Source organism: Campylobacter concisus (assembly GCF_002092855.1).
GTDB classification, from domain to species: Bacteria; Campylobacterota; Campylobacteria; order Campylobacterales; family Campylobacteraceae; genus Campylobacter_A; species Campylobacter_A concisus_AI.
In genome coordinates this window covers 112,468-133,230 of sequence record NZ_LVLC01000001.1, presented here as the reverse complement: position 1 = coordinate 133,230, position 20,763 = coordinate 112,468, and the positions used below count along the sequence as shown (strand labels likewise).

Genomic DNA, 20,763 nt, shown 5'->3' with positions numbered 1-20,763 from the left:
TTTATCTCCTTATTTTTATTGTTATTTCACTTTGATTTGAGTTTTGATCAAGGCATTTTATGCTGTGCTCGCCAAGAGTTAGATCAAACTTTTTTTCGCTTGCATTTTCTATCTTAGAAAAGTTCAAATCATCTATTTTTAGGTAAATTTCATCGCCTAAAAACGCGTAGCATTTTACCATAACTTGTGTAATATTTTCATCTGTCACTATCTCTTCACCGTCATACGGATAGGCAAAAGCTGGCTTTTTATCTTTAAAAATTTCAGCACAAGGACTTTTTTGTATCTCATCTTTATCCAAAAGCTCATTTTTAACCAAAAAATCAAGCTCTTCGCCTCTTAAACTTTCGCATTTATCTTTTAAATCTACACCCTTTATCCTATCATCAAGCGCCATTTTTTTGCACTTTTCATAGTTAAAGGCATCAAGGCAGGTTGACAGCTTTTCTATGCCATCTGGCTCACTCATAAATCTTAACTTCTCTTTTTGAGCGATTATCTTAAACATATTAAAAAGACTCTTTGATACGTCATTTAGTCCTGTTAATTTATCGGTTTTACCGGCATTAAAATTTCCAATCCAAATAGCAATTGTGTAATTTTCATCAACGCCTATGGCGTAAAGATCACGTGAGTTTGCGCTTGTGCCAGTTTTAAAAGCAATCTTTGGCGTATTTTGGGCGTACTGCCAAGCATTTTTTAGATACGATCTTGAGGCTTCACTTAGCATTTTAGCAGTCAAATAGGCACTTTGAGGCGAGATGAGAGTTACATTTTTCTCCTCATTTTTGTAGTTTTTGCCAGCAAACTCAAGCGGCCTATAAATGCCGTCATTTGCATAAATAGTATAAAGATGAGCAAGATCAAGCAGGCTCATTTCAGCACTTCCAAGCGTTATAGAAGCTCCATAATACTCCTTATTTTCATCTACTAAATTTACCTTTTCGAGTAGCTCATAAAGCGAATTGTCTTTTAGTTTTAAGTTTAAATTTATAACCGGAATATTTAGGCTGAAATTTAGAGCATCTTTTGCGCTTACGATACCTAAAAAATCATTACTAAAATTCTTTGGAGCATACTCTTTTATATAAATTTGCGTGTCTATTAACTGCGAATTTGGCGTTATAAGCCCGCTATCAAGAGCAAGCGAGTAGATAAAAGGCTTTAGTGTGCTGCCGGTATTTCGTTTCATATTTAGGGCTGAGTTTTTGCCATCACGTGCGTGCTCATCGTGCGAGCCTATGAAGGCAACAACGCTCATTTTTTTGTTATCAATGACCACGGCAGCAGCGTTGTTTGCATTTTTAGCCTTTAGCGAAAACATCGCATCTTTTAAAATTTTAAGCATATCTTTTTGTAAATTTAGATCCAAACTCGCCTTTGAAATTTGGTTTTTAAAAGCGACATTTGCATAATCTTCCGCGGTTACGATAGCTTTTGCTCTTACATTTTTAAATGGCTCAGCTTGGGCCCTTTTAAATGCGCTAAGATCAATTAAATTTGCCTTGTAAAGCATCTTTATGACTCTGTTTTTTAGAGCATTTATGTTTGAGACGCGGTCAAGTCTATTTTTATTTGGATTTTTAGGTATTGTGCTTAAAAGTGCGGCCTGAGCGTAGCTTAGCTCATTTAGCTCCTTGCCAAAATAAAAAAAACTTGCCGCCTTTGCACCTTCGATATTGCCACCATATGGAGCTAAATTTAGATAAAAATTTAAAATTTCATCCTTGCTAAAGTGAAGCTCGAGCTGAAATGCTCTAAAAATTTCTCTTATCTTATTTTTATAGCTCCTCTCATTTGGTTCAAGCATCCTTGCCACTTGCATCGTGATAGTGCTAGCACCTATGCGGTTGTCGCTTCTTAGGTTGTGAAAAAATGCTCTAAAAATGGAGGCAAAATTTACTCCAAAATGGTAGTAAAAATACCTATCTTCAAAGAGCACGACGCATTGTTTTAGCGAGTTTGGGAAGCTTTGCTCGTGAAATCTCCAAATTCCATCGCTACTAAGCTTCATATTTATGATCTCGCCATTTTTATCAAGCAAAATTTTGGCTTCATCTTTTTTAAGCGCCTCTAAATTTAGTGGATAAATTTGATCTAATATCAAAAAAATAGCAACCACTAAAGCCAAAAATAAGGCAAGGAATTTTAGAAATTTAAACTTTTTCATCCGCGTGATTATAGCTGTTAAAGTTTAAGTAGCTATAATTAGGCCTTTTTAAAAAGAGGAAACAATGCCCTTATCTAGGTTAAACAAAGAACAATATACTGCCGCAACTGCGCCATTTGGACACAATCTCATCATCGCTTCAGCTGGCACTGGCAAGACTAGCACCATAGTCGCTCGCATCGCACATCTTTTAAATTTAGGCGTAAAGCCAGAGAAAATTTTGCTTCTAACATTTACCAACAAAGCAGCCAGCGAGATGATAGAGCGCTTAAATAGGTATTTTGACAAACAAATCACCTCCAAAATCACCGCAGGCACCTTTCACTCGGTCTCATTTTCGCTTTTAAAAAGCCTTGATAAAGGCGTCACGCTAAAGCAGCCAAGCGAGCTAAAGACGCTTTTAAAAAGTCTTGTTGAGAGGCGTAAATTTTACCATTTAAGCGATGTCAAGCCTTACGGCGGAGCATATTTATACGACCTTTACTCGCTCTTTCAAAACAGCGAACAAGGCACAACATTTGGCAAATGGATAAGCGATAAGAGCGAAGAGCAGGGCGTTTATGCTGAAATTTATGAAGATGTTTTAGAGGAGTTTGAGGCTGAAAAGGCTAAATTTTCTTATGCTGACTTTAACGACCTTCTTATAAAAATGCGCGACGAGCTAAAAAAGGGAGCAAATTTAGCTTATGATGAAATTTTGATCGACGAGTATCAAGACACAAACACGCTTCAAGGCAGCCTAATAGACGCATTTGCGACAAAGAGCCTATTTTGCGTGGGCGATTTTGACCAGAGCATCTACGCATTTAACGGCGCAAATATCGAGATAATAGGTTCATTTAAAGATCGCTTCCCAAACGCAAATATCTACGCTTTAAATGTAAATTACCGCTCAAGCTCAAGCATACTTGCCCTTGCAAATAAGGTAATAAACAACAATCCAAGGCTTTATAAAAAGCACCTAACCGTGAGCCGTGAGGGAAATTTCAAGCCTCCAAGGCTGCTTGTCTATAACGAGCTTTTTGATCAGTATCAAAACATCGCTGATATCATCTCGCTCTCGCCATTTAATAGAGAAAATATCGCCATAATTTTTAGAAATAACTCATCAGCCGATGGCATAGAAGTCGCGCTAAAAGAGCGAGGCATCGGCTCAAAGCGAAAGGGTGGGGTGAGCTTCTTTGAGAGCCGTGAGATCAAGGCGCTCATTGACATCATGGGAATTTATGTCAATCCAAAAGATATAATGGCGTTTATCCACATTTGCGAATACGCAAAGGGCGTTGGTAGCGCAGTTAGCAAGGAAATTTTTGACGCGCTGCTTAAGCTTGGGCATGGAAATTTAATAAAAGGGATAGTTGAGCCAGACGAGAGCATAAATATCTCATCAAATAAAAGGCGAAACTACCAGCTAGGCCTTTTTGACGACCTTGATGAATTTGCCGAGGTTTCAAGGTTTTCTAAGCTTGGCTTTAGTGATAAATTTCTAGGCCATCCAGTGCTAAAACTACAAAAGCTAAGCGAGAGTGGGGCGCAGTTTTTATATGAAATTTACAACTTTTTAAAGGGCATGAGAAATATCTCAAAGCCAGCCACGATGATAAATGAGATAAAAACTAGTAAAATTTACTCTCTCATCGTTGAAAATCTCAGTACAAAAAGGGCAACTCTAAAAAATGGCAACATCGATCTTGCTCTAAAAGAAGAGGTCAAAGAGCGCATAATGGCAAAGAGTGTGGTGCTAAGCGAGCTAGCTAAAAAATATCAAGATATCAGTAAATTTTATAACTTCTTAGCCCTTGGAAGCAATGAGATGAGCGAAGGGCAGGGTGTTAGCTTGCTTAGCGTGCATGCGAGCAAGGGGCTTGAGTTTGACCAAGTTTTTATCGTCGATCTTGCGCAAAACCGTTTTCCAAATTTAAAGCTAATGAGCATGGGCGGCAGCCTAGAAGAAGAGAGGCGGCTCTTTTACGTAGCTGTAACTCGTGCAAAAGACGAGCTCTATCTTAGCTACGCAAAATACGACAAGATAAAGAAGGTGAATTATCAGCCAAGTAGGTTTTTGATAGAGGCTGGCATGGCAAAAGAGGAAGTTTAAAGAGAATTTTAATCTTATTAAGTAAAATTGACCAATTTTTTACAAAGAGAAGTAATGAAAAAATCTAAAATTTTAATAATCCTGCTTATTTTAAGCGTCGGCGGATATTTTATCTATGATAATTTTTTTAAGATAAAAGATGAAAAGGTGGAGTTTATCACCAAAAAGGCAAAGAAAGGTTCATTTAGCAAAAAGGTCGATGCGACTGGAGAAATTTTCGCTACCGAGCTAGTTGATGTGGGTGCCCAAGTGAGCGGCCAGATAAAAAAACTCTACGTTAAGCTTGGAGATCAGGTCAAAAAAGGCGATATGATCGCAAGCATCGATAGCTCGACCCAGCAAAATAGCATAGACAATAAAGAAGCTCAGCTTGCTATCTACAAAGCTCAACTTAAAAGTGCAAAAGTGGCTCTAAATATCGCTAAAACGCAGTTTGATAGAGAAAATGCACTTTTTGCCAAAAACGCCACTTCAAAACAAGAATTTGAAAGTGCAAAAAATACTTTTAGCGCAAATAGTGCCAAGATAAAGGAGCTTGAGGCTCAGATAAAGCAGACAAATATCGAGCTAAGTACGGCCAAGATAAATTTAGGCTACACAAAGATTACCGCTCCAAGAGATGGCATAATAGTAAGTGTACAGGTCGAAGAGGGACAGACTGTAAATGCTAATCAAACTACGCCAACTATCGTAAAGATCGCAGATCTTAGCTATGTCAAGATGAAGATGCAAATAGCAGAGGGCGACATCACAAAGATAAAAGTCGGCACGCCAGTTGAATACTCGATCCTATCTGAGCCAACGAAAAAATTTCAAACAACGGTTAGCTCAATTGACCCTGGCTTAACGACATTAAGCGATGGTAGCTATGGCTCTAGCAGTAGTAGCAAATCCACAAGCTCAAGCACTTCAAGCAACTCAGCTGTTTATTATTACGCGCAAAGCATAGTTGAAAATAAAGATAAAATTTTAAGAATAGGCATGACAACACAAAATGAGCTTTTAATAGCAAACGTAAAGGACGCTATCATCGTACCAAGTATCGGCATTAAAAGAGATGAAAATGGCACTTTTGTCTATGTTCTAAAAGATGGCAAAGCGGTAAAAACAGCGGTCAAAACCGGCATAAAAGACAACCTCGATACGCAGATCATTAGCGGCATAAACGAAGGCGATGAGATCATCACATCTCAAGGCTCAGCAAGCGAGATAGCCAAGATGATCGAAAAAGAAAATAAGAAGTTTTAAGTGATAAGTCTAAAAAATATCACAAAAAGCTTTAAGCTTGGCGATAATGAGATAGAGATCTTGCATGGTATAAATTTAGAGATAAAAAAGGGCGAATTTATAGCCATTATCGGTCAGTCTGGCTCTGGCAAATCAACGCTGATGAACATCCTTGGCTGCTTAGATAGCCCAAGTGGCGGGCAGTACTTGCTAGACGGCAAAGATATATCAAAATTTGATAGCGACGCACTTGCTAAGCTGAGGCGAGATAAATTTGGCTTTATCTTTCAAAGATATAACCTTCTTAGCACGATGAACGCCCTTGAAAATGTCGCGCTTCCTAGCATCTACGCAGGTGCAAATAAGAGCGACCGAGAAAAAAGAGGAATGGAGATTTTAGACTCTCTTGGACTTAGTGAAAAGGCTAAAAATTTACCAAATAAACTCTCAGGCGGACAACAGCAAAGAGTCTCCATAGCAAGGGCGCTGATGAATGGTGGTGAGATCATCTTGGCTGACGAGCCAACAGGCGCGCTTGATAGCAAAAGTGGTCTAAGGGTGATGGAAATTTTAGTGGATCTTTACAAAAAAGGCCACACTATCATCATCGTCACGCACGACCCAAAGATCGCAGAGTACGCGAGTCGTGTGATCGAGATAAAAGATGGCAACATCGTAAGTGATAATGTAAAAAACAGTGAAATTTTTGAGGCCAAAAAGCAAACTCAGCCAGAAAAGAGCAAATTTACCTACTATAAAGATCAGCTAATTGAAAGCTTTAAAATGTCGGTAAATGCGATGCTAGCTCATAAATTAAGATCGCTTTTAACGATGCTTGGCATTATAATTGGCATCACGGCGGTCATTAGCGTCGTAGCTCTTGGCAAAGGCTCACAGGAGCAAATTTTAGCTGGCATCAGAAAGATCGGTACAAATACGATCGATATCATGCCAGGAAAAGGCTTTGGCGATATGCTCTCAGGCAGGGTAAAAACGCTCTCTATAAGTGATGCAAATATGCTCTCAAAGCAGTCGTTTCTTGACTCAGTCACTCCAAACACAAGCACCTCAGGCGTGCTAACTTATGAAAATATCTCGCTAAGTGCGAGCTTAAAAGGCGGTGGAGTAGGGAGCTTTGATGTAAATGGGCTAAAGCTAGAAGAGGGCAGAATTTACGATGATGACGAGGTTTTAAACTCAGATTCAGTCGCACTAATCGATCAAAACACCAAAAATAGCATCTTTAAAAATGATGATCCTATCGGCAAGATCATACTTTTTAACAAAAAGCCACTTCGCATTATCGGCGTTTTGCAAAAGGATGATTTTAAGATGGGCGATTCAAGCACGCTTAAAATTTACGCCCCATACACGACTGTGCTAAACAAGGTCACTGGAGATAAATTTATAAGTTCGATAACCGCCAAAGTAAATGAGGGCGTCAATGCGCAAATCGCCGAAAAAACACTAACTGAGCTTTTAGAGATCAAGCACGGCAAAAAGGATTTTTTTACAAGAAACTCAGACAGCATCAAGCAAACGATCGAAGAGACCATCTCAACCATGCGCCTTCTCATCTCAAGCATAGCAGTCGTCTCGCTCGTAGTTGGGGGCATAGGCGTCATGAACATCATGCTAGTTTCAGTCACCGAGCGCACCAAAGAGATAGGCATAAAAATGGCGATCGGAGCTAGACAGAGCAACATCTTGCAGCAGTTTTTGATAGAGGCGGTGCTACTTTGCCTTATCGGCGGAGCCATCGGCATCGTCCTATCCTACGCGATCGGCTATATCTTTAACAACTTCTTAAACGGCTTTAGCATGATCTTTTCAAACGGCTCGATCGTGCTTGCACTTGTCACGTCGATGGCTATTGGCATCATCTTTGGCTACATGCCAGCTAAAAACGCCTCAAAACTAAATCCAATAGATGCGCTTTCAAGGGAGTAATATGAAATTTCTAAGCCTAGCTTTAGTGCTCGTTTTAAGCGGCTGCGCTGTTAAAAATATAGATGAAAACTACAAGCACATTTTACTTGAAGATAACGCCAGTGGTGAGCTAAATTTAGACACTTCTTGGTGGAAGCAGTATGAGCAAAGCTACCTTGATGAGCTTGTAGAGCTTGCGCTTAAAAACAACACCGATCTTGCAAAAGCGGCAATAAATGTAAATAAAGCACTCGCTCAAGCTGGCGTTTTAGAAGCAAATCTCATCCCAAGCTTTAATGCTGGCATCGAGGTATCAAGCAACAAAAATATAAAAGAGGGTGGTGCTTCTAGCAGAAATTTTGGCTCAAGCATAGGGCTTAGCTACGAGCTTGACCTTTGGCAAAAGCTAGCAAATAGCAAAGATGCAGCGATGTTTGAAGCTAGAGCTACTAAATTTGATCTGGAGGCTAGCAAACTAAGCGTGATAAACTCCGTGACAGACGTTTATTTTCAAATTTTATATCTAAACGAGAGTATCAAAACTTATGAGCAAATTTTAGAAATTTATAACAAGCTAAATGAGATAGTTGGGCTTAAATTTAAGCTTGGCAAAGAGGAGGCGCTAAGTCTAAAACAGATGAACTCACAGCTTTTGAGCGCTCAAAATAAGATAGAAAGTGCCAAAAAGGAGCTTGTGAGTGCTAAAAAAACGCTTAGGATTTTACTAAATGAGAGGCCAGAATTTGAGCTTAAATTTGAAGGTCTCACGCTAAGTCCCGTTAAAAGAGCGGGCGTTGATCTAAATGTGCCAACAAGCGCTATAGCAAACCGACCTGATCTAAGAGCGGCCATTTTCCGCATAGAAGAGGGTATCTTAAACTATAAAGCTAGTCAAAAAGAGTTTTATCCAAGCATCACGCTAGGAGCTAGCCTCAAAAGTAGCACCGACAAAAAAGATGAAGCCTTTAACCTTAAATTTCTAAATGGCAACATCGCTCTAAATTTACCATTTTTAAACTACCACAAGCTAAAGTCAAATTTAAAAGTTAGCGAGGCAAATTTCGAGCTTGCAAAGCTAAACTACATAAGCACTCTAAATAGCGCATTAAACGAGATAGACGCATTTTACAAAGGCTATTTATCCGACGAAGCGCTACTTACAAACTACCAAGAGCAGATAAAAAACTATGAGGAAATTTCAAAAATTTACGAGCTAAAATACTCCTACGGCAAAGTCGAGCTAAAGCAGTTTTTGGAGGCTAAAAACAGCGAGCTAGAGGCTAAAATAGGGCTATTAAAAGCAAAATACACGCTTTTACAAGACGAGCTAAATATCTACAAAGCCATGGCAGGCAAATTTAATAGGTAAATTTATGAGCTCGGCTTGGGACTATGAGGCAAATGCGTGTAGCAGTGATTGCAAATTTAGCGCCAAATTTGAAGGCTGTGAGGTCGCTATGGGCGCTCCAACCCTTGGCGAGCTACGACTTTTTATAAATAGCAAGCACTGTCTAAAATTAAAAAATGAGCCTTCAAACCACGAAAAAAGACTATCAAATTTTGATCAAAATTTAGTTAAAGATGACGATGCGCTTCAAATTTTACTTAGCGAAAGGGCGACTGCTTGCTTTTTGTTTTCAGAGGACTCTAAATTTCTAGCTTTTTCCGAATGGACGGCAGATAAAATGCAGATCATAAAAATAGTGCGCCTAGCCGATATAAGCATAAAAACCGTCGGAAAGCCAAAAAGAGTAGTGGAATTTCTCTCGTTTGATGATGGCGTGCTTTTTGAGGATAAAATTTAACTCACGCACTTTAGCTTGAAAAATAGTTTAAATAGTTTTCAGGCATGTTTTCATAGTAAATTTAACTACTAGCTCTTAAATTTATCACTCAAGATCGCTTAACTTTAAAATTTAACGCAAATTTTGGTTTTATAGTTGCGCTGATATCAAATTTAACTCTTTGCTTCAAAATTTAACGCACAAGATCGCCTTATTAGCTTTTTATAAAAAAATCGCTTTGGATTAAATTTACATCCAAAAACGCCAGCTTGAGCGAGCGTTATACTTAACATTTATCAACTGCTTTTGCAAGATCGGTGCTCTGCGTTTAAAAGCAAGAACCACAAACCCCAAAGATAGCTCTTGATCACATTTTCAAAATAGGGTAGATCAAATTTTGAAAAGTGTAAAATTTAACTAATTTTCTTACAAATATTTTTATGTCAAATTTAATGGATAAATTAAAATCATACAAAAGATAAAATCCAAAATAAGCCTATAAATCAATATTTAAATTCATATAAAAGAAAAAATAAAAAATTAAAATAATAATTTGAAAATTATAGTTTTCAATACAAATATATAAAAAAGCTTGTATTTTACCTTTTAACATATTCATATAAGTATTATGCTTTTAAAATTATCTTTTTAAAATGAAAGTCGTATTTGATTTTTTGAAAACTTACAACATTTAGAAGTAAGTTTTCAAAATTAGAAGTTTTATAAGATTGTAGATTTTAAGCCAAAAGCTCTTTTGCGATCATACTTATGCGTTTTGCTTCAGCACTTGCTCCGATCTCATCTTTTGCCATTTTCATTACAGCGCCTAAATTTTTGCCAGCTCTTTCAATAATCTTTTTTATTTTCTCTTTAAGCTCTTCATCACTTAGTTGTGCTGGCAAATATGCCTTAATAAGCTCAATCTCACCCTGCTCTTTTTTAGCCAAATCCTCCCTAGCGCCTTTTATATAAAGCTCAACTGAGTCAGCCCTCTTTTTGATCTCTTTTTGAAGTAGTGGAAGTACCACTTCATCAGTCATTTCGATCCTTTGATCTACTTCAACTTGCTTAAGTGCTGCATTTAGCGTTCTTAAAGTATCTCTTTTAAACTCATCTTTTGCTTTCATAGCCTCTTTTATATCAGCTAAAATTTGCTCTCTTATACTCATTTCCTCTCCTTTAAATTTTTGAAATATTAACTAAAATTTTGTGATAATTTCTTGAAATATGCCTTTTAAATAAGCCACTCCAACACCCTCTCTAAGCCCATCATCGATAACTAAAAATTTTGCTTCTTGCTCGCTTAAAAGTTCCCTTAAAAGCAGCGTTCCAGCGATGAGTGGATATTTTCTACTTCTTCCAACCGCTGCGTCAGCACTCTTGTCGTCCATCTTTAAAAGCTCATCCATAAACCAAACAAGATCATCATCTCTAAGCTCAAATCCGCTTACTTTTTTTGGATCATAATTCTCGTAGTTAAGTCCAAGTCGTAACGCTGCGATAGTGGTTGGTACACCAGAAGTCAGCACGATAAATTTATTTTTTAAGCTATTTAAAAATTCTCTTGCATCTTTTGTATAAATTCTTGCATTTTCTTGCATTAAATCAAGTGTTTTAAATTTCTCAAAAAATGTAATAATGCCAAATTTAAAACTCATAAAATTTCCATCTTCACCGATCTCTGAGCTTGCTCCACCGATGTCAATGACGCTAAAATTTTCATTGATTCCAAGCTTTTTAAAAGCATTTTGAACACCCAAAAATGTAAGCTTTGCTTCTGCTTTACCGCTAATGATATGAAAATTTATGCCAAATTTCTCTCTTATCTCGCTAAAAATTTTCCCGCTATTTGACGCTACCCTAAAAGCCTCAGTCGCGACTGCTGCGCATTTAAATTTATCAAAGTCAAATTTACTTTTAGCCTCTGTTATCGCTTCAAAGAGCCTATTTTTGGACTCATCTGCTATCTTGCCACTTTCATTTAGCCCTCTAGCAGCTCCTACTATATTTTCATAAATTTGCTCGTTACTAAAGCCATTTTCCTCTTTTTTGACAAGTGCTACACGAAATGTGTTTGAGCCAAGATCGATCGCTATAACCAAAATTTATCCTTAAAAATTTTTGCAGATTCTAACATATGATAATTTAGTATCATTTAAAGTTGAAAAATTCTAAAAACTTTAATATTTTTCAAGATATAATCCCTATCAAAAACCTTATAAGGGGGCTTGATTGCTTCGAGATAACTTATTGGCATTTGTTATTTTTGCAATTTGTAGCGTTGGATTTTTCGTTTGGGGCTATCAATACATCCCGACAAATAACTACTTTTTATTCTTGATCGCTGGCATGTTTGGTCTTTTTATGGCGTTTAATATCGGTGGAAATGACGTTGCAAACAGCTTTGGCACAAGTGTTGGCGCTAAGACTCTTACGCTTAAGCAAGCTCTCATCATCGCAGCCATTTTTGAGCTTAGCGGTGCTATATTTGCAGGATCAGAAGTTACTAATACGATTAGAAACGAGATCGTGAAATTTCCAAGCGATCTAAACCCGATGAAATTTGTCATTATCATGATCTCAGCCCTTCTTAGCTCTGGGCTTTGGCTCTTTTATGCGTCTAAAAAAGGTCTACCAGTCTCGACCACTCACTCGATCGTTGGCGGCATCGTTGGCGCAGGACTTGCTATGGGTTTTATGATAAAAGATCCAGAACCATTTAATATGGTCTCTTGGGGTGAGATCGGCAGGATCGCCGTTAGTTGGGTCATCTCACCACTGCTTGGCGGCGTGATGTCTTACATTATATTTGGTTACGTAAAAAGTAAGATTATTGAGCCAACACATGAACTTAAAATGAATCTAAAAGCTCTAAAGGCTGAGAGAAAAGCATATAAAGAAAGCTTTGTAAAAGCACTAAAAACAAAGCCGGCTGAGGAGCAAATAGCTACTCTTTCAAAGATCGCAGTTATCGACGAGGACGAGATCGAAACCACTGAATACAGCGAGTATCGCTCAAAAATTCGCATCATGAAAGATAGCGAAAAAGAGATAGATACTTTTAAGGCAATGAAAAAGCATATCCCGATCATCGCTGGATTTGCCGCAATGGTCATCTCATCAATGATGCTTTTTAAAGGGCTTGAGCATATAAATTTAGCCTTTAGCATCATCCAAACAGTCTGGATCATCTTCGTCATCGGAGCTCTAGCATATCTTGCAAGCCTTGCTATCATAAACGTCATGAGTAAAAACGATAGTGAAAAGAGCATCAATAGAATTTTCTCATGGTTTCAAATTTTTACCGCTTCATCTTTTGCATTTTCACATGGTGCAAACGACATCGCTAACGCAGTTGGACCTTTTGCAGCCGTGCTTGATGTGCTAAAGACTGGCTCTATAAACGAAAGCTCGCCGATCCCAAGCATCGCAATGGTAACCTTTGGAATTTCGCTTGTCGTTGGACTTTGGTTTTTAGGCAAAGAGGTGATCACCACTATCGGCTCAAAACTAGCCGAAATTTTGCCGACAACTGGCTTTAGCGCTGAGCTTGCCTCAAGTATAGTCATCCTTTTAGCTACAAAGCTTGGTATACCAGTAAGCTCGACGCATATCCTAATAGGCGCAGTTTTAGGCATCGGCATCGTAAATAAAAATGCAAACTGGAAAATGGTAAGACCTATTATCCTAGCTTGGCTCATCACGCTTCCAGCAGCTGCTATCTCATCAGCTATATTTTATTTTGCCCTTGCTAAATTACTAGGCGTTTAGTTATATTTTTAAATAGCTAAACCGCCCTATTTTTTAGATATTTTTTGTATAAATTTTATATGAAAGCTTGGCAAGTTGATTCAACCTGCCAAGTAAATTTGAAGTTATTTTTTCTTAATGATGATCTTCTCAGCATCGCTATCAATGGTGATCTCATCGCCACTTTCAAGATCATCTTTTAAGATCATATCAGCGATCTTGTCTTCAACCAGCTCATAAAGCGCTCTTCTAAGAGGCCTTGCGCCATAAACTATGTCAAAGCCAGCTTTTGCGATAAATTTCTTAGCCTCTTCGCTTAAAATTGCCTTGATACCGCGGTTATGAAGGGTTTTTTCAAGCTCTTTAAACATGATCTCAACGATAGAGATTAGACCTTGCTCGTTTAGAGGATTAAAAATAATAGTATCATCAAGCCTATTTAAAAACTCAGGTTTAAAGTAGTTTTTAAGCTCGTTTTTAACAGCCACATCACGATCTTCGCCCTTTAGCTCCATGATGAAATTTGAAGCAATGTTTGAAGTTAAAATAATGATAGTGTTTTTAAAATCAACCGTTACACCTTTATTATCAGTCGCACGTCCGTCATCTAAAATTCCCAAAAGTATGTTAAATACATCTTTGTGAGCCTTTTCAACCTCGTCAAAAAGTATGACCGAGTAAGGTCTTCTGCGAACTGCCTCTGTTAGCTGACCGCCTTCATCGTAGCCTACATATCCTGGAGGCGCACCAAGAAGTCTGCTCACGCTATGTTTTTCCATATATTCGCTCATATCAAAGCGGATAAGCGCCTTTTCATCGTCAAATAAAAATTTAGCCAAAGCCTTAGCAGACTGAGTCTTACCAACGCCTGTTGGCCCAAGAAATAAAAATGAACCGATCGGCCTTTGACCATCATTTAGACCAGCTTTGTTTCTCTTAACAGCACGTGCAAGTGCGTGTAGTGCGTCATCTTGACCGACAACGCTCTCTCTTAGATGCTCTTCGATGCGCAGATATTTCTCTTTTTCGCTTGTTAGCATCTTCTTGACTGAAATTCCAGTCCATTTGCTCAAAATTTCAGCTACAAGCTCTTCATCGACTTGATTTTTAAGAAGCACGCCCTCTTTTTTCATGCTCTCCCATTTTTCTTCAAGCTCGTGTTTGTGCTTTTTAGCGTCAGCTATCTTGCCGTATTCTATCTCGGCAGCCTTTTGAAGATCGCCATTTCTTTTTGCTATCTCAGCTTGTGATTTTAGGCTATCGATCTCTTTTGTTGCTTTTGAAATTCCGCCAAAAACGGCCTTTTCGTTTTCAAATTTAGTATCAAGCGCTAGCTTTTTCTCGTTTAGGTCAGCTATCTCTTTTTCGATCTCGCCAAGTCTTTCTTTATTTTTATCCGCATCCTCCATCTTTAGAGCTTCTTTTTCTACTTGAAGCGTTACGATCTCGCGTTTTATCTTTGAAAGCTCATATGGTTCGCTTTCTATTTGCATCTTAAGCTCAGCTGCTGCCTCATCTATAAGATCTATCGCCTTATCTGGCAAGAAGCGGTTTGCGATGTAGCGATCACTTAGCCTTGCAGCGGCAACTAGTGCACTATCTGTTATTGTGATACCATGGTGAACTTCAAGACGCTCTTTTATACCACGTAAAATTTGAAGCGCCTCATTTACGCTTGGCTCTTTAACGTCTATTGGTTGAAAACGCCTTTGAAGTGCTGCATCTTTTTCAAAGTATTTTCTATACTCTTTTAATGTCGTAGCACCAACAGCATGAAGCTCGCCACGTGCAAGAGCTGGTTTTAGGATATTTGCAGCGTCCATTCCGCCCTCGCTCGCACCAGCTCCTACTATGGTGTGAATCTCATCTATAAAAAGTATGATGTTACCAGCTTTTTTTACCTCGTCGATGACAGCTTTTAGCCTATCTTCAAACTCACCTCTATACTTTGCACCAGCTACAACTGCACTCATATCAAGCGCGATGACACGCTTGTTTGCAAGGCTTGTTGGCACATCACGAGCCACTATCTTTTGAGCCAAGCCCTCAACGATGGCTGTCTTACCAACGCCTGGCTCACCGAGCAAGATAGGGTTGTTTTTGCTCTTTCTTATTAAGATTTGCATCATTCTAGTGATCTCTTCATCACGGCCGATGACTGGATCAAGCTCTTTATTTAGCGCTTTTTGCGTCAGATCGATACCAAATTTCTCTAAGCTATCAAGAGTATCATCGCCAGTTTGGCTATCTATCTTTTTACCGCCTCTTATGCTCTCAAGATTCTTTTTGATCTCTAAGATGTCGCAAAATTTGCTTAAAATTTGTTTGATCTCACTAAGCTCAAGAGATGAGATGATCCATGTATCAACAGCTATGTAGCTATCTCCCATGCTTACCATCAACGCTTTTGCATTTTCAAGAGAATTTATAAGCTCTCTTGAAACTGAAACGTTATCTTTTGTAACGTTTGAGCTGCTTGGAAGTGAAGAAATTTTACTTTTTACTTCAAGCTCGACAGCATCTTTACTTACATTCATTTTATTAAACACTTGGTTTAAAATAGAATTACTATCTGCAAGCAAAGCCCAAAAAATATGAAGCGGAACAACTTGCGGATTTTTAGAAAATATCGCTAAACTAATACCTTTTTCAAGAGTTTCTTGCATCTGAGCTGTTAAATTTTCTGTTATATCAGCCATTAAATCTCCTTGGATTATTTTATATGGTTGCCATTATATAACTTTAGTCTTATATTGTCAAGTATTTTTATAATGCTTGTCACTCTTTTTATTTAATTGCTAAAATTTGCTGTTATAAATTTGTATCAAAAACTATCCAAAAGCAAAAATATAAGCTTAAATTTATACTTTTTTTAGCCAAAAGCTAATAGAATTGAGCCAAAAATTATAGGAGAAATTTTGAATAAATTTAGTAGATTTTTTGCACTAAAAATTACAGGTGCCTTGCTTATCTCAAGCGTAGCAGTGAATGCACTTTTTGCAAAGGGTGAAGACGAAGCAAGTGCGAAGCTTGAAGCACTTTCAAAGCTTACAAAAACAATTTCAACCGTTGAAAAATACTATGTTGATGACATTAAATTTAAAGAGATCATCGATAAAGCTATCGCTGGTTTAATGCAAAATTTAGACGCTCACTCAAGTTTTTTAAATGAAAAAGCCTACAAAGATATGCAGGTGCAAACAAGCGGAGAATTTGGTGGCCTTGGCATAACAGTTGGCATGAAAGATAGCGCACTAACCGTTATCTCACCGATAGAAGATACCCCAGCTGATAAAGCAGGTATAAAATCGGGCGATATCATCTTAAGAATAGATGGTAACTCGACTATCGGCACAACGATAGATGAAGCTGTAAATAAAATGCGCGGTAAGCCAAAAACTCCAATAACTATCACAATTTTGCGAAAAGGTGAGCAAAAACCATTTGATGTAAAGATCATAAGAGATCTTATAAAGGTTGAGTCTGTCTATGCAAAAATGATAGAAAATGACAACATTCTTTACGTACGTGTTACAAATTTTGATAAAAATGTTGTTACAAAGGTAAAAGATGCGATCAAAGAATATCCAAAAGCAAGTGGCATCATACTTGATCTTAGAAACAATCCTGGCGGACTTTTAAATCAAGCTGTTGATCTAGTTGATCTTTTTGTAGATAACGGCGTCATCGTCTCTCAAAAAGGTCGCGACGCATCTGAAAATGTAGAGTATAAAGCAAGTGCGAGTAAAACTCTTTCAAAACTACCGCTTGTTACACTAGTAAATGGCGGAAGTGCTAGTGCTAGCGAGATCGTAAGCGGCTCACTTCAAGATCATAAACGTGCTGTAATAATTGGCGAAAATACCTTTGGCAAAGGAAGCGTTCAAGTAATCCTTCCAATAGACGATACAGAAGCATTAAGGCTAACTATTGCAAGATACTACTTGCCAAGTGGCAGAACTATCCAAGCAGTTGGCGTAACACCTGATGTAGTCGTGCATCCTGGCAAAGTGCCACAAAGCGACGATAGTGCATTTAGTATCAAAGAGAACGAGTTAAAAGCACACCTAAAAAGCGAGCTAAACAAGATAAATCCTACAAGCGAGGGCAATAAAACTGAAGCAAAAGATGATAAAAAGATAATCACGCAAAAAAAAGTTGATGAAGATATTCAATTAAAAACAGCAATTGATACGATCAAAATTTTAAAAATAAAACAATAAATTTAGAAGGAGATCTCCATGCAAAAAAGAGAGCTTATTTACGAGGGAAAAGGTAAAAAAATGTATGCCACAGATGATGCAAATCTGCTTGTGGCTGAATTTAAAGACGATCTAACAGCATTTGATGCTCAAAAAAGAGGCAACGAAGCTGGTAAAGGCGCATTAAATAATAAAATTTCAACACAGCTTTTTAAGCTTTTGGAGAGTAAAGGCATCGTGACTGACTTAGTTGAGACTATTAGCGACACTGAGCAAGTAGTCAAAAAATGTGAGATCATACCTCTTGAAGTTGTTGTTAGAAATATCGCAACTGGCTCACTAAGCAAAAGACTTGGCATAAAAGAAGGCACGGTTTTACCTTTTACTCTTGTTGAGTTCTACTACAAAAATGATGATTTGCACGATCCATTAGTAACCGATGAGCACTGTATAATTATGGGATTAGTAAAGAGTGAAAAAGATCTTCAAACTCTAAGACACACAGCAAGAGAGATCAACTCTATATTATTTAAATTTTTTGCCGAAAGAGATCTAAAACTAGTTGATTTTAAAATAGAATTTGGTATCGACAAAGATGGCAATATCATTCTAGCTGATGAAATAAGCCCTGATAGTTGTAGATTCTGGGATGCTAAAACCAATGAAAAACTTGACAAAGATAGATTTAGGCAAGATCTTGGTAGCGTAAAAGTCGCTTATGAAGAAGTTTTAAGAAGAATTTTATCGTAAGGACAAAGATGAAAGCTGTTGTAAATATAGCATTAAGAAGTGGGGTCCTTGACCCTGCTGGCAAAGCAGTGGAGCATGCTTTAAATTCTCTCGGATTTAGCGGTGTATCAAATGTCAGAATAGGCAAACAAATCGTTTTAGATATCGATGAGAGTGATAAAGCTAAAGCGAATGAGCAACTAAAAGTGATGTGTGAAGAGCTTTTAGCAAATACCGTCATCGAAGACTATGAGATCGTGCTATGAAAGTAGCGATAATACTTTTTCCTGGCACAAACTGCGAAGAAGATACAGCTCACGCATTTAAATTACTTGGATGCCAAACACAGATCATTTGGCACAAAGAAGATAAAATAGATGCTGATCTAGTCGTTTTACCTGGTGGTTTTAGCTATGGAGATTATCTAAGAACAGCTGCGATAGCTAAATTTAGTCCAGCTATGCAAGCTGTAAAAGAGCATGCAAAAAAAGGCGGCTATATCTTAGGAATTTGCAATGGTTTTCAGATGCTGCTTGAGCTTGGACTCTTAAAGGGTGCGATGAGAAGAAATGAAAATTTAAATTTCGTCTCAAAATACCACCACCTAAAGGTAATCTCAAATAACAATAAATTCTTAGCAAATTTAGCCAAAAATGAAGTGGTTAATATCCCTATTGCTCATGGCGAGGGCAACTATTACACTGATGAAAACACTCTAAAAGGCCTTTACGACAACGATCAAGTGCTACTAAAATACTGTGATGCTAAAGGTAACGAAATAAATCCAAACGGCTCAGTCGACAATATAGCTGGAATCTGTGATGAAAGCAAAAGAATATTTGGCCTTATGCCTCATCCTGAGCGTGCTTGTGAGAAAATTTTAGGTACAGATGATGGTATGAAGATGCTAAAAGGCCTAGTTTGGTAAAACATTTTCTTTTTATTTCCCTACTCGTACTAAATTTATTTGCTGTAAATACCGATGAAGTAAGCGTTTTTGACATGATGGACGAAGCTAGGGAGGATAAATTTGTAAATAGCCCTACTTCAAATCCAAAAACTCAAAAACCGCCAAAAGAACAAGATTTTTCAAGAAAATTTGTGTCACCACAGCCAGAGCGTATCACTCCAGAGCAGATGCGAAACATCGTGCCAACAAACGAGCCAGATATTAGTGTTCCAGACAATCAAGTATATGACAAGATCAAAGTAAAAGAGCTTCTTTTAAAAGCCACAAATGTACCAAAAAATGTTGTTATAGGAGAAATTTTTAGTGTTGAGATAGTGGCTGATACACAAAATGACTTTGAGTTTGAGTTTGAGACACAGCTTGATGAAACAAATATCAAATGGCTAAATAAGAAAAATTTTCAATGGGTAAAAAGCGAAGACAACAAATATGTAGGTACTTTTTATCTTGAGGCAACAAGCATTGATGCAAAGACTTTAAAAGTTGGCTTGGATCTAAAAAGAAATGGCGAAAACTATCAAAGCTCAAGTATAAATATCTTTTTACCAAAGCTAAAAGAGCTTAGAAGTGATGAGAACTACAACCATATCGTGGCTGATAATCTTGAAGTTAAGAAATTTAAGACAACAAAATTTGATGATATAAACAATATCATGGTTGTAGAAATTTATGGTAACAACGTAGATCTAAGTGCTTTTAATATAGAAAATAAGACAATCTTAAAGCAAGGCGTAGATACGATAAATGGCGACTTTAACTCACAAAGCGCATATTATTTTGCAGTATTTAAGCCAAACAAAAAATCGCTTGACTTTAACTACTACAACCTAAAAAAGGCTAAATTTGAAAGCTTTTCTTTACCAGTGAGTGTCGAAGATGACGATGTCAGCACACAAATCGGACTAAATCCAAAACAAAGTGAGTTTAGCACCTATAAAGATGTCACGATCTACTCTTGTGTGGTAATTTTTTTATTATTAGCTATTTGGCGCAGAAGGCTTAGCTACTTTTTCGTAGCAGCCGTTTTTATAGCACTTGGAATTTACACCTACAACCCTTTTGGTAAGGCTGTTCTAAAACCAGATATTAGCGTTTCGATCTTGCCTACAAAAAACTCAACCATCTTTTACACATCCCGTAAAAATGAAAATGTAGAAATTTTAGACACAAAAGGTGACTACTCAAAAATTTTATTTGCTGATGGTAAGATTGGCTGGGTAAAAAAGGATAATCTTGTCAAAAATTAGAGCTTTATTTTTTGCTATTGAGTTTATTATCAGCGTTATTCTTGTCGTCTTTTTTATGTGGCTATTTAATGACAAAAATAGAGCCATAAGAAAATTTTGGGGAAGATCGCAAAGGTTTTTTGGTGGATATAAACTTGAAGTGATAGGCAATTTTAGTGATGAAGCAAATATCTTGCTCATAAACCACCAAAGCATGCTTGATATCATCGTCATCGAAGAGCTTCACCCAAAAAATGTATGCTGGATCGCAAAGGCGCAGATCGGCAAAATTCCTATAATTGGTAAAATTTTAAGCTTGCCAAAAATGATAGCGGTTGAACGTGAAAATAAACACTCGTTAATAAAGCTTTTAAGCGAAGCAAAAGATAGAGTTGAAAATGGCCGCGTTTTAGCGATATTCCCTGAAGGAACTAGATCTCAAACTAATAAGCTTTTGCCTTTTAAAGGTGGTGCAAAGATGTTAGTTGAAAAGCTAAATTTAAAAGTTCAACCTATCGTTATAGTAGGAAGCGATGCTATGAAAGTAAAAGAATTTAGCTTTAAAAAAGCAGATATCAAGCTCTTTTGCCTTGATCTAGTCGATACTTCAAAAGAAAACTGGCTAGAGGCAACTAGAGAGAATATGCAAAAAGTCCTAGACGAAAATAGAAAATAAAT

At 37.5% G+C, this 20,763-nt stretch carries 16 protein-coding genes; 12 read left to right on the top strand and 4 right to left on the bottom strand.

Annotated elements, in window-relative coordinates; translation table 11 throughout:
• Position 1: 1 nt before the first annotated feature.
• Positions 2–2,170, bottom strand: coding sequence for a penicillin-binding protein 1C (gene pbpC / locus A3223_RS00605; protein WP_084107929.1), 2,169 nt, complete (start codon positions 2,168–2,170; stop codon positions 2–4).
• Between the two features lie 64 nt (positions 2,171–2,234).
• On the opposite strand from pbpC, the gene A3223_RS00600 reads away from it, so the two are divergent.
• From A3223_RS00600 to A3223_RS00580, 5 genes are read left to right on the top strand one after another with little or no spacing between them, the layout of a single operon-like run.
• Positions 2,235–4,268: an ATP-dependent helicase gene (locus tag A3223_RS00600; RefSeq protein ID WP_084107928.1), complete on the top strand. Its 2,034-nt coding sequence runs from the start codon at positions 2,235–2,237 to the stop codon at positions 4,266–4,268.
• A 54-nt stretch (positions 4,269–4,322) separates the two neighbouring features.
• Positions 4,323–5,516 (top strand): efflux RND transporter periplasmic adaptor subunit, encoded by a 1,194-nt coding sequence (locus tag A3223_RS00595; RefSeq protein WP_084107927.1) that lies wholly within the window; start codon positions 4,323–4,325, stop codon positions 5,514–5,516.
• Positions 5,517–7,445 (top strand): MacB family efflux pump subunit, encoded by a 1,929-nt coding sequence (locus A3223_RS00590; RefSeq protein WP_084107926.1) that lies wholly within the window; start codon positions 5,517–5,519, stop codon positions 7,443–7,445.
• 1 nt (position 7,446) lies between these two features.
• Positions 7,447–8,793 (top strand): TolC family protein, encoded by a 1,347-nt coding sequence (locus A3223_RS00585; RefSeq protein WP_084107925.1) that lies wholly within the window; start codon positions 7,447–7,449, stop codon positions 8,791–8,793.
• Between the two features lie 4 nt (positions 8,794–8,797).
• Positions 8,798–9,229 (top strand): flagellar protein, encoded by a 432-nt coding sequence (locus A3223_RS00580; RefSeq protein ID WP_084107924.1) that lies wholly within the window; start codon positions 8,798–8,800, stop codon positions 9,227–9,229.
• A gap of 716 nt (positions 9,230–9,945) precedes the next feature.
• Here A3223_RS00580 and A3223_RS00575 read toward each other — a convergent pair.
• Positions 9,946–10,377 (bottom strand): GatB/YqeY domain-containing protein, encoded by a 432-nt coding sequence (locus A3223_RS00575; protein ID WP_072594244.1) that lies wholly within the window; start codon positions 10,375–10,377, stop codon positions 9,946–9,948.
• A gap of 30 nt (positions 10,378–10,407) precedes the next feature.
• A complete protein-coding gene (locus A3223_RS00570; protein WP_084107923.1) occupies positions 10,408–11,310 on the bottom strand; it encodes a Ppx/GppA phosphatase family protein in 903 nt (300 codons plus the stop codon).
• 130 nt (positions 11,311–11,440) lie between these two features.
• Here A3223_RS00570 and A3223_RS00565 point away from each other — a divergent pair, with 130 nt between their 5' ends.
• The gene (locus A3223_RS00565) at positions 11,441–12,979 is read left to right on the top strand and encodes an inorganic phosphate transporter (protein ID WP_084107922.1); all 1,539 of its coding nucleotides are present in this window, start codon (positions 11,441–11,443) and stop codon (positions 12,977–12,979) included.
• A 104-nt stretch (positions 12,980–13,083) separates the two neighbouring features.
• Here A3223_RS00565 and A3223_RS00560 read toward each other — a convergent pair whose 3' ends face one another.
• A complete protein-coding gene (locus A3223_RS00560; protein WP_084107921.1) occupies positions 13,084–15,657 on the bottom strand; it encodes an ATP-dependent Clp protease ATP-binding subunit in 2,574 nt (857 codons plus the stop codon).
• A 207-nt stretch (positions 15,658–15,864) separates the two neighbouring features.
• Here A3223_RS00560 and A3223_RS00555 point away from each other — a divergent pair, with 207 nt between their 5' ends.
• From A3223_RS00555 to A3223_RS00530, 6 genes are read left to right on the top strand one after another with little or no spacing between them, the layout of a single operon-like run.
• Positions 15,865–17,181 carry a S41 family peptidase gene (locus tag A3223_RS00555; RefSeq protein ID WP_374057431.1) on the top strand — a complete coding sequence of 439 codons (1,317 nt, stop codon included), beginning with the start codon at positions 15,865–15,867 and terminating at the stop codon, positions 17,179–17,181.
• A gap of 18 nt (positions 17,182–17,199) precedes the next feature.
• Positions 17,200–17,910 (top strand): phosphoribosylaminoimidazolesuccinocarboxamide synthase, encoded by a 711-nt coding sequence (purC, locus tag A3223_RS00550; protein WP_021091373.1) that lies wholly within the window; start codon positions 17,200–17,202, stop codon positions 17,908–17,910.
• A gap of 8 nt (positions 17,911–17,918) precedes the next feature.
• Complete coding sequence (gene purS / locus A3223_RS00545; protein WP_021091323.1) at positions 17,919–18,155, top strand: phosphoribosylformylglycinamidine synthase subunit PurS; 237 nt, start codon at positions 17,919–17,921, stop codon at positions 18,153–18,155.
• Positions 18,152–18,817 carry a phosphoribosylformylglycinamidine synthase I gene (purQ, locus tag A3223_RS00540; RefSeq protein WP_084107919.1) on the top strand — a complete coding sequence of 222 codons (666 nt, stop codon included), beginning with the start codon at positions 18,152–18,154 and terminating at the stop codon, positions 18,815–18,817. Before purS ends, purQ begins: the two co-directional genes overlap by 4 nt.
• Positions 18,811–20,106 (top strand): SH3 domain-containing protein, encoded by a 1,296-nt coding sequence (locus A3223_RS00535; RefSeq protein WP_084107918.1) that lies wholly within the window; start codon positions 18,811–18,813, stop codon positions 20,104–20,106. Before purQ ends, A3223_RS00535 begins: the two co-directional genes overlap by 7 nt.
• Positions 20,087–20,761 (top strand): lysophospholipid acyltransferase family protein, encoded by a 675-nt coding sequence (locus A3223_RS00530; RefSeq protein ID WP_257639246.1) that lies wholly within the window; start codon positions 20,087–20,089, stop codon positions 20,759–20,761. Before A3223_RS00535 ends, A3223_RS00530 begins: the two co-directional genes overlap by 20 nt.
• Positions 20,762–20,763 lie beyond the last annotated feature (2 nt).

Coding starts and splice junctions, on each gene's coding strand:
- A3223_RS00575 (WP_072594244.1), bottom strand. CDS start 10,377: ATGAGTATAAGAGAGCAAATTTTAGCTGATATAAAAGAGGCTATGAAA.
- A3223_RS00595 (WP_084107927.1), top strand. CDS start 4,323: ATGAAAAAATCTAAAATTTTAATAATCCTGCTTATTTTAAGCGTCGGC.
- purC (WP_021091373.1), top strand. CDS start 17,200: ATGCAAAAAAGAGAGCTTATTTACGAGGGAAAAGGTAAAAAAATGTAT.
- A3223_RS00580 (WP_084107924.1), top strand. CDS start 8,798: ATGAGCTCGGCTTGGGACTATGAGGCAAATGCGTGTAGCAGTGATTGC.
- purS (WP_021091323.1), top strand. CDS start 17,919: ATGAAAGCTGTTGTAAATATAGCATTAAGAAGTGGGGTCCTTGACCCT.
- pbpC (WP_084107929.1), bottom strand. CDS start 2,170: ATGAAAAAGTTTAAATTTCTAAAATTCCTTGCCTTATTTTTGGCTTTA.
- A3223_RS00560 (WP_084107921.1), bottom strand. CDS start 15,657: ATGGCTGATATAACAGAAAATTTAACAGCTCAGATGCAAGAAACTCTT.
- A3223_RS00585 (WP_084107925.1), top strand. CDS start 7,447: ATGAAATTTCTAAGCCTAGCTTTAGTGCTCGTTTTAAGCGGCTGCGCT.
- purQ (WP_084107919.1), top strand. CDS start 18,152: ATGAAAGTAGCGATAATACTTTTTCCTGGCACAAACTGCGAAGAAGAT.
- A3223_RS00600 (WP_084107928.1), top strand. CDS start 2,235: ATGCCCTTATCTAGGTTAAACAAAGAACAATATACTGCCGCAACTGCG.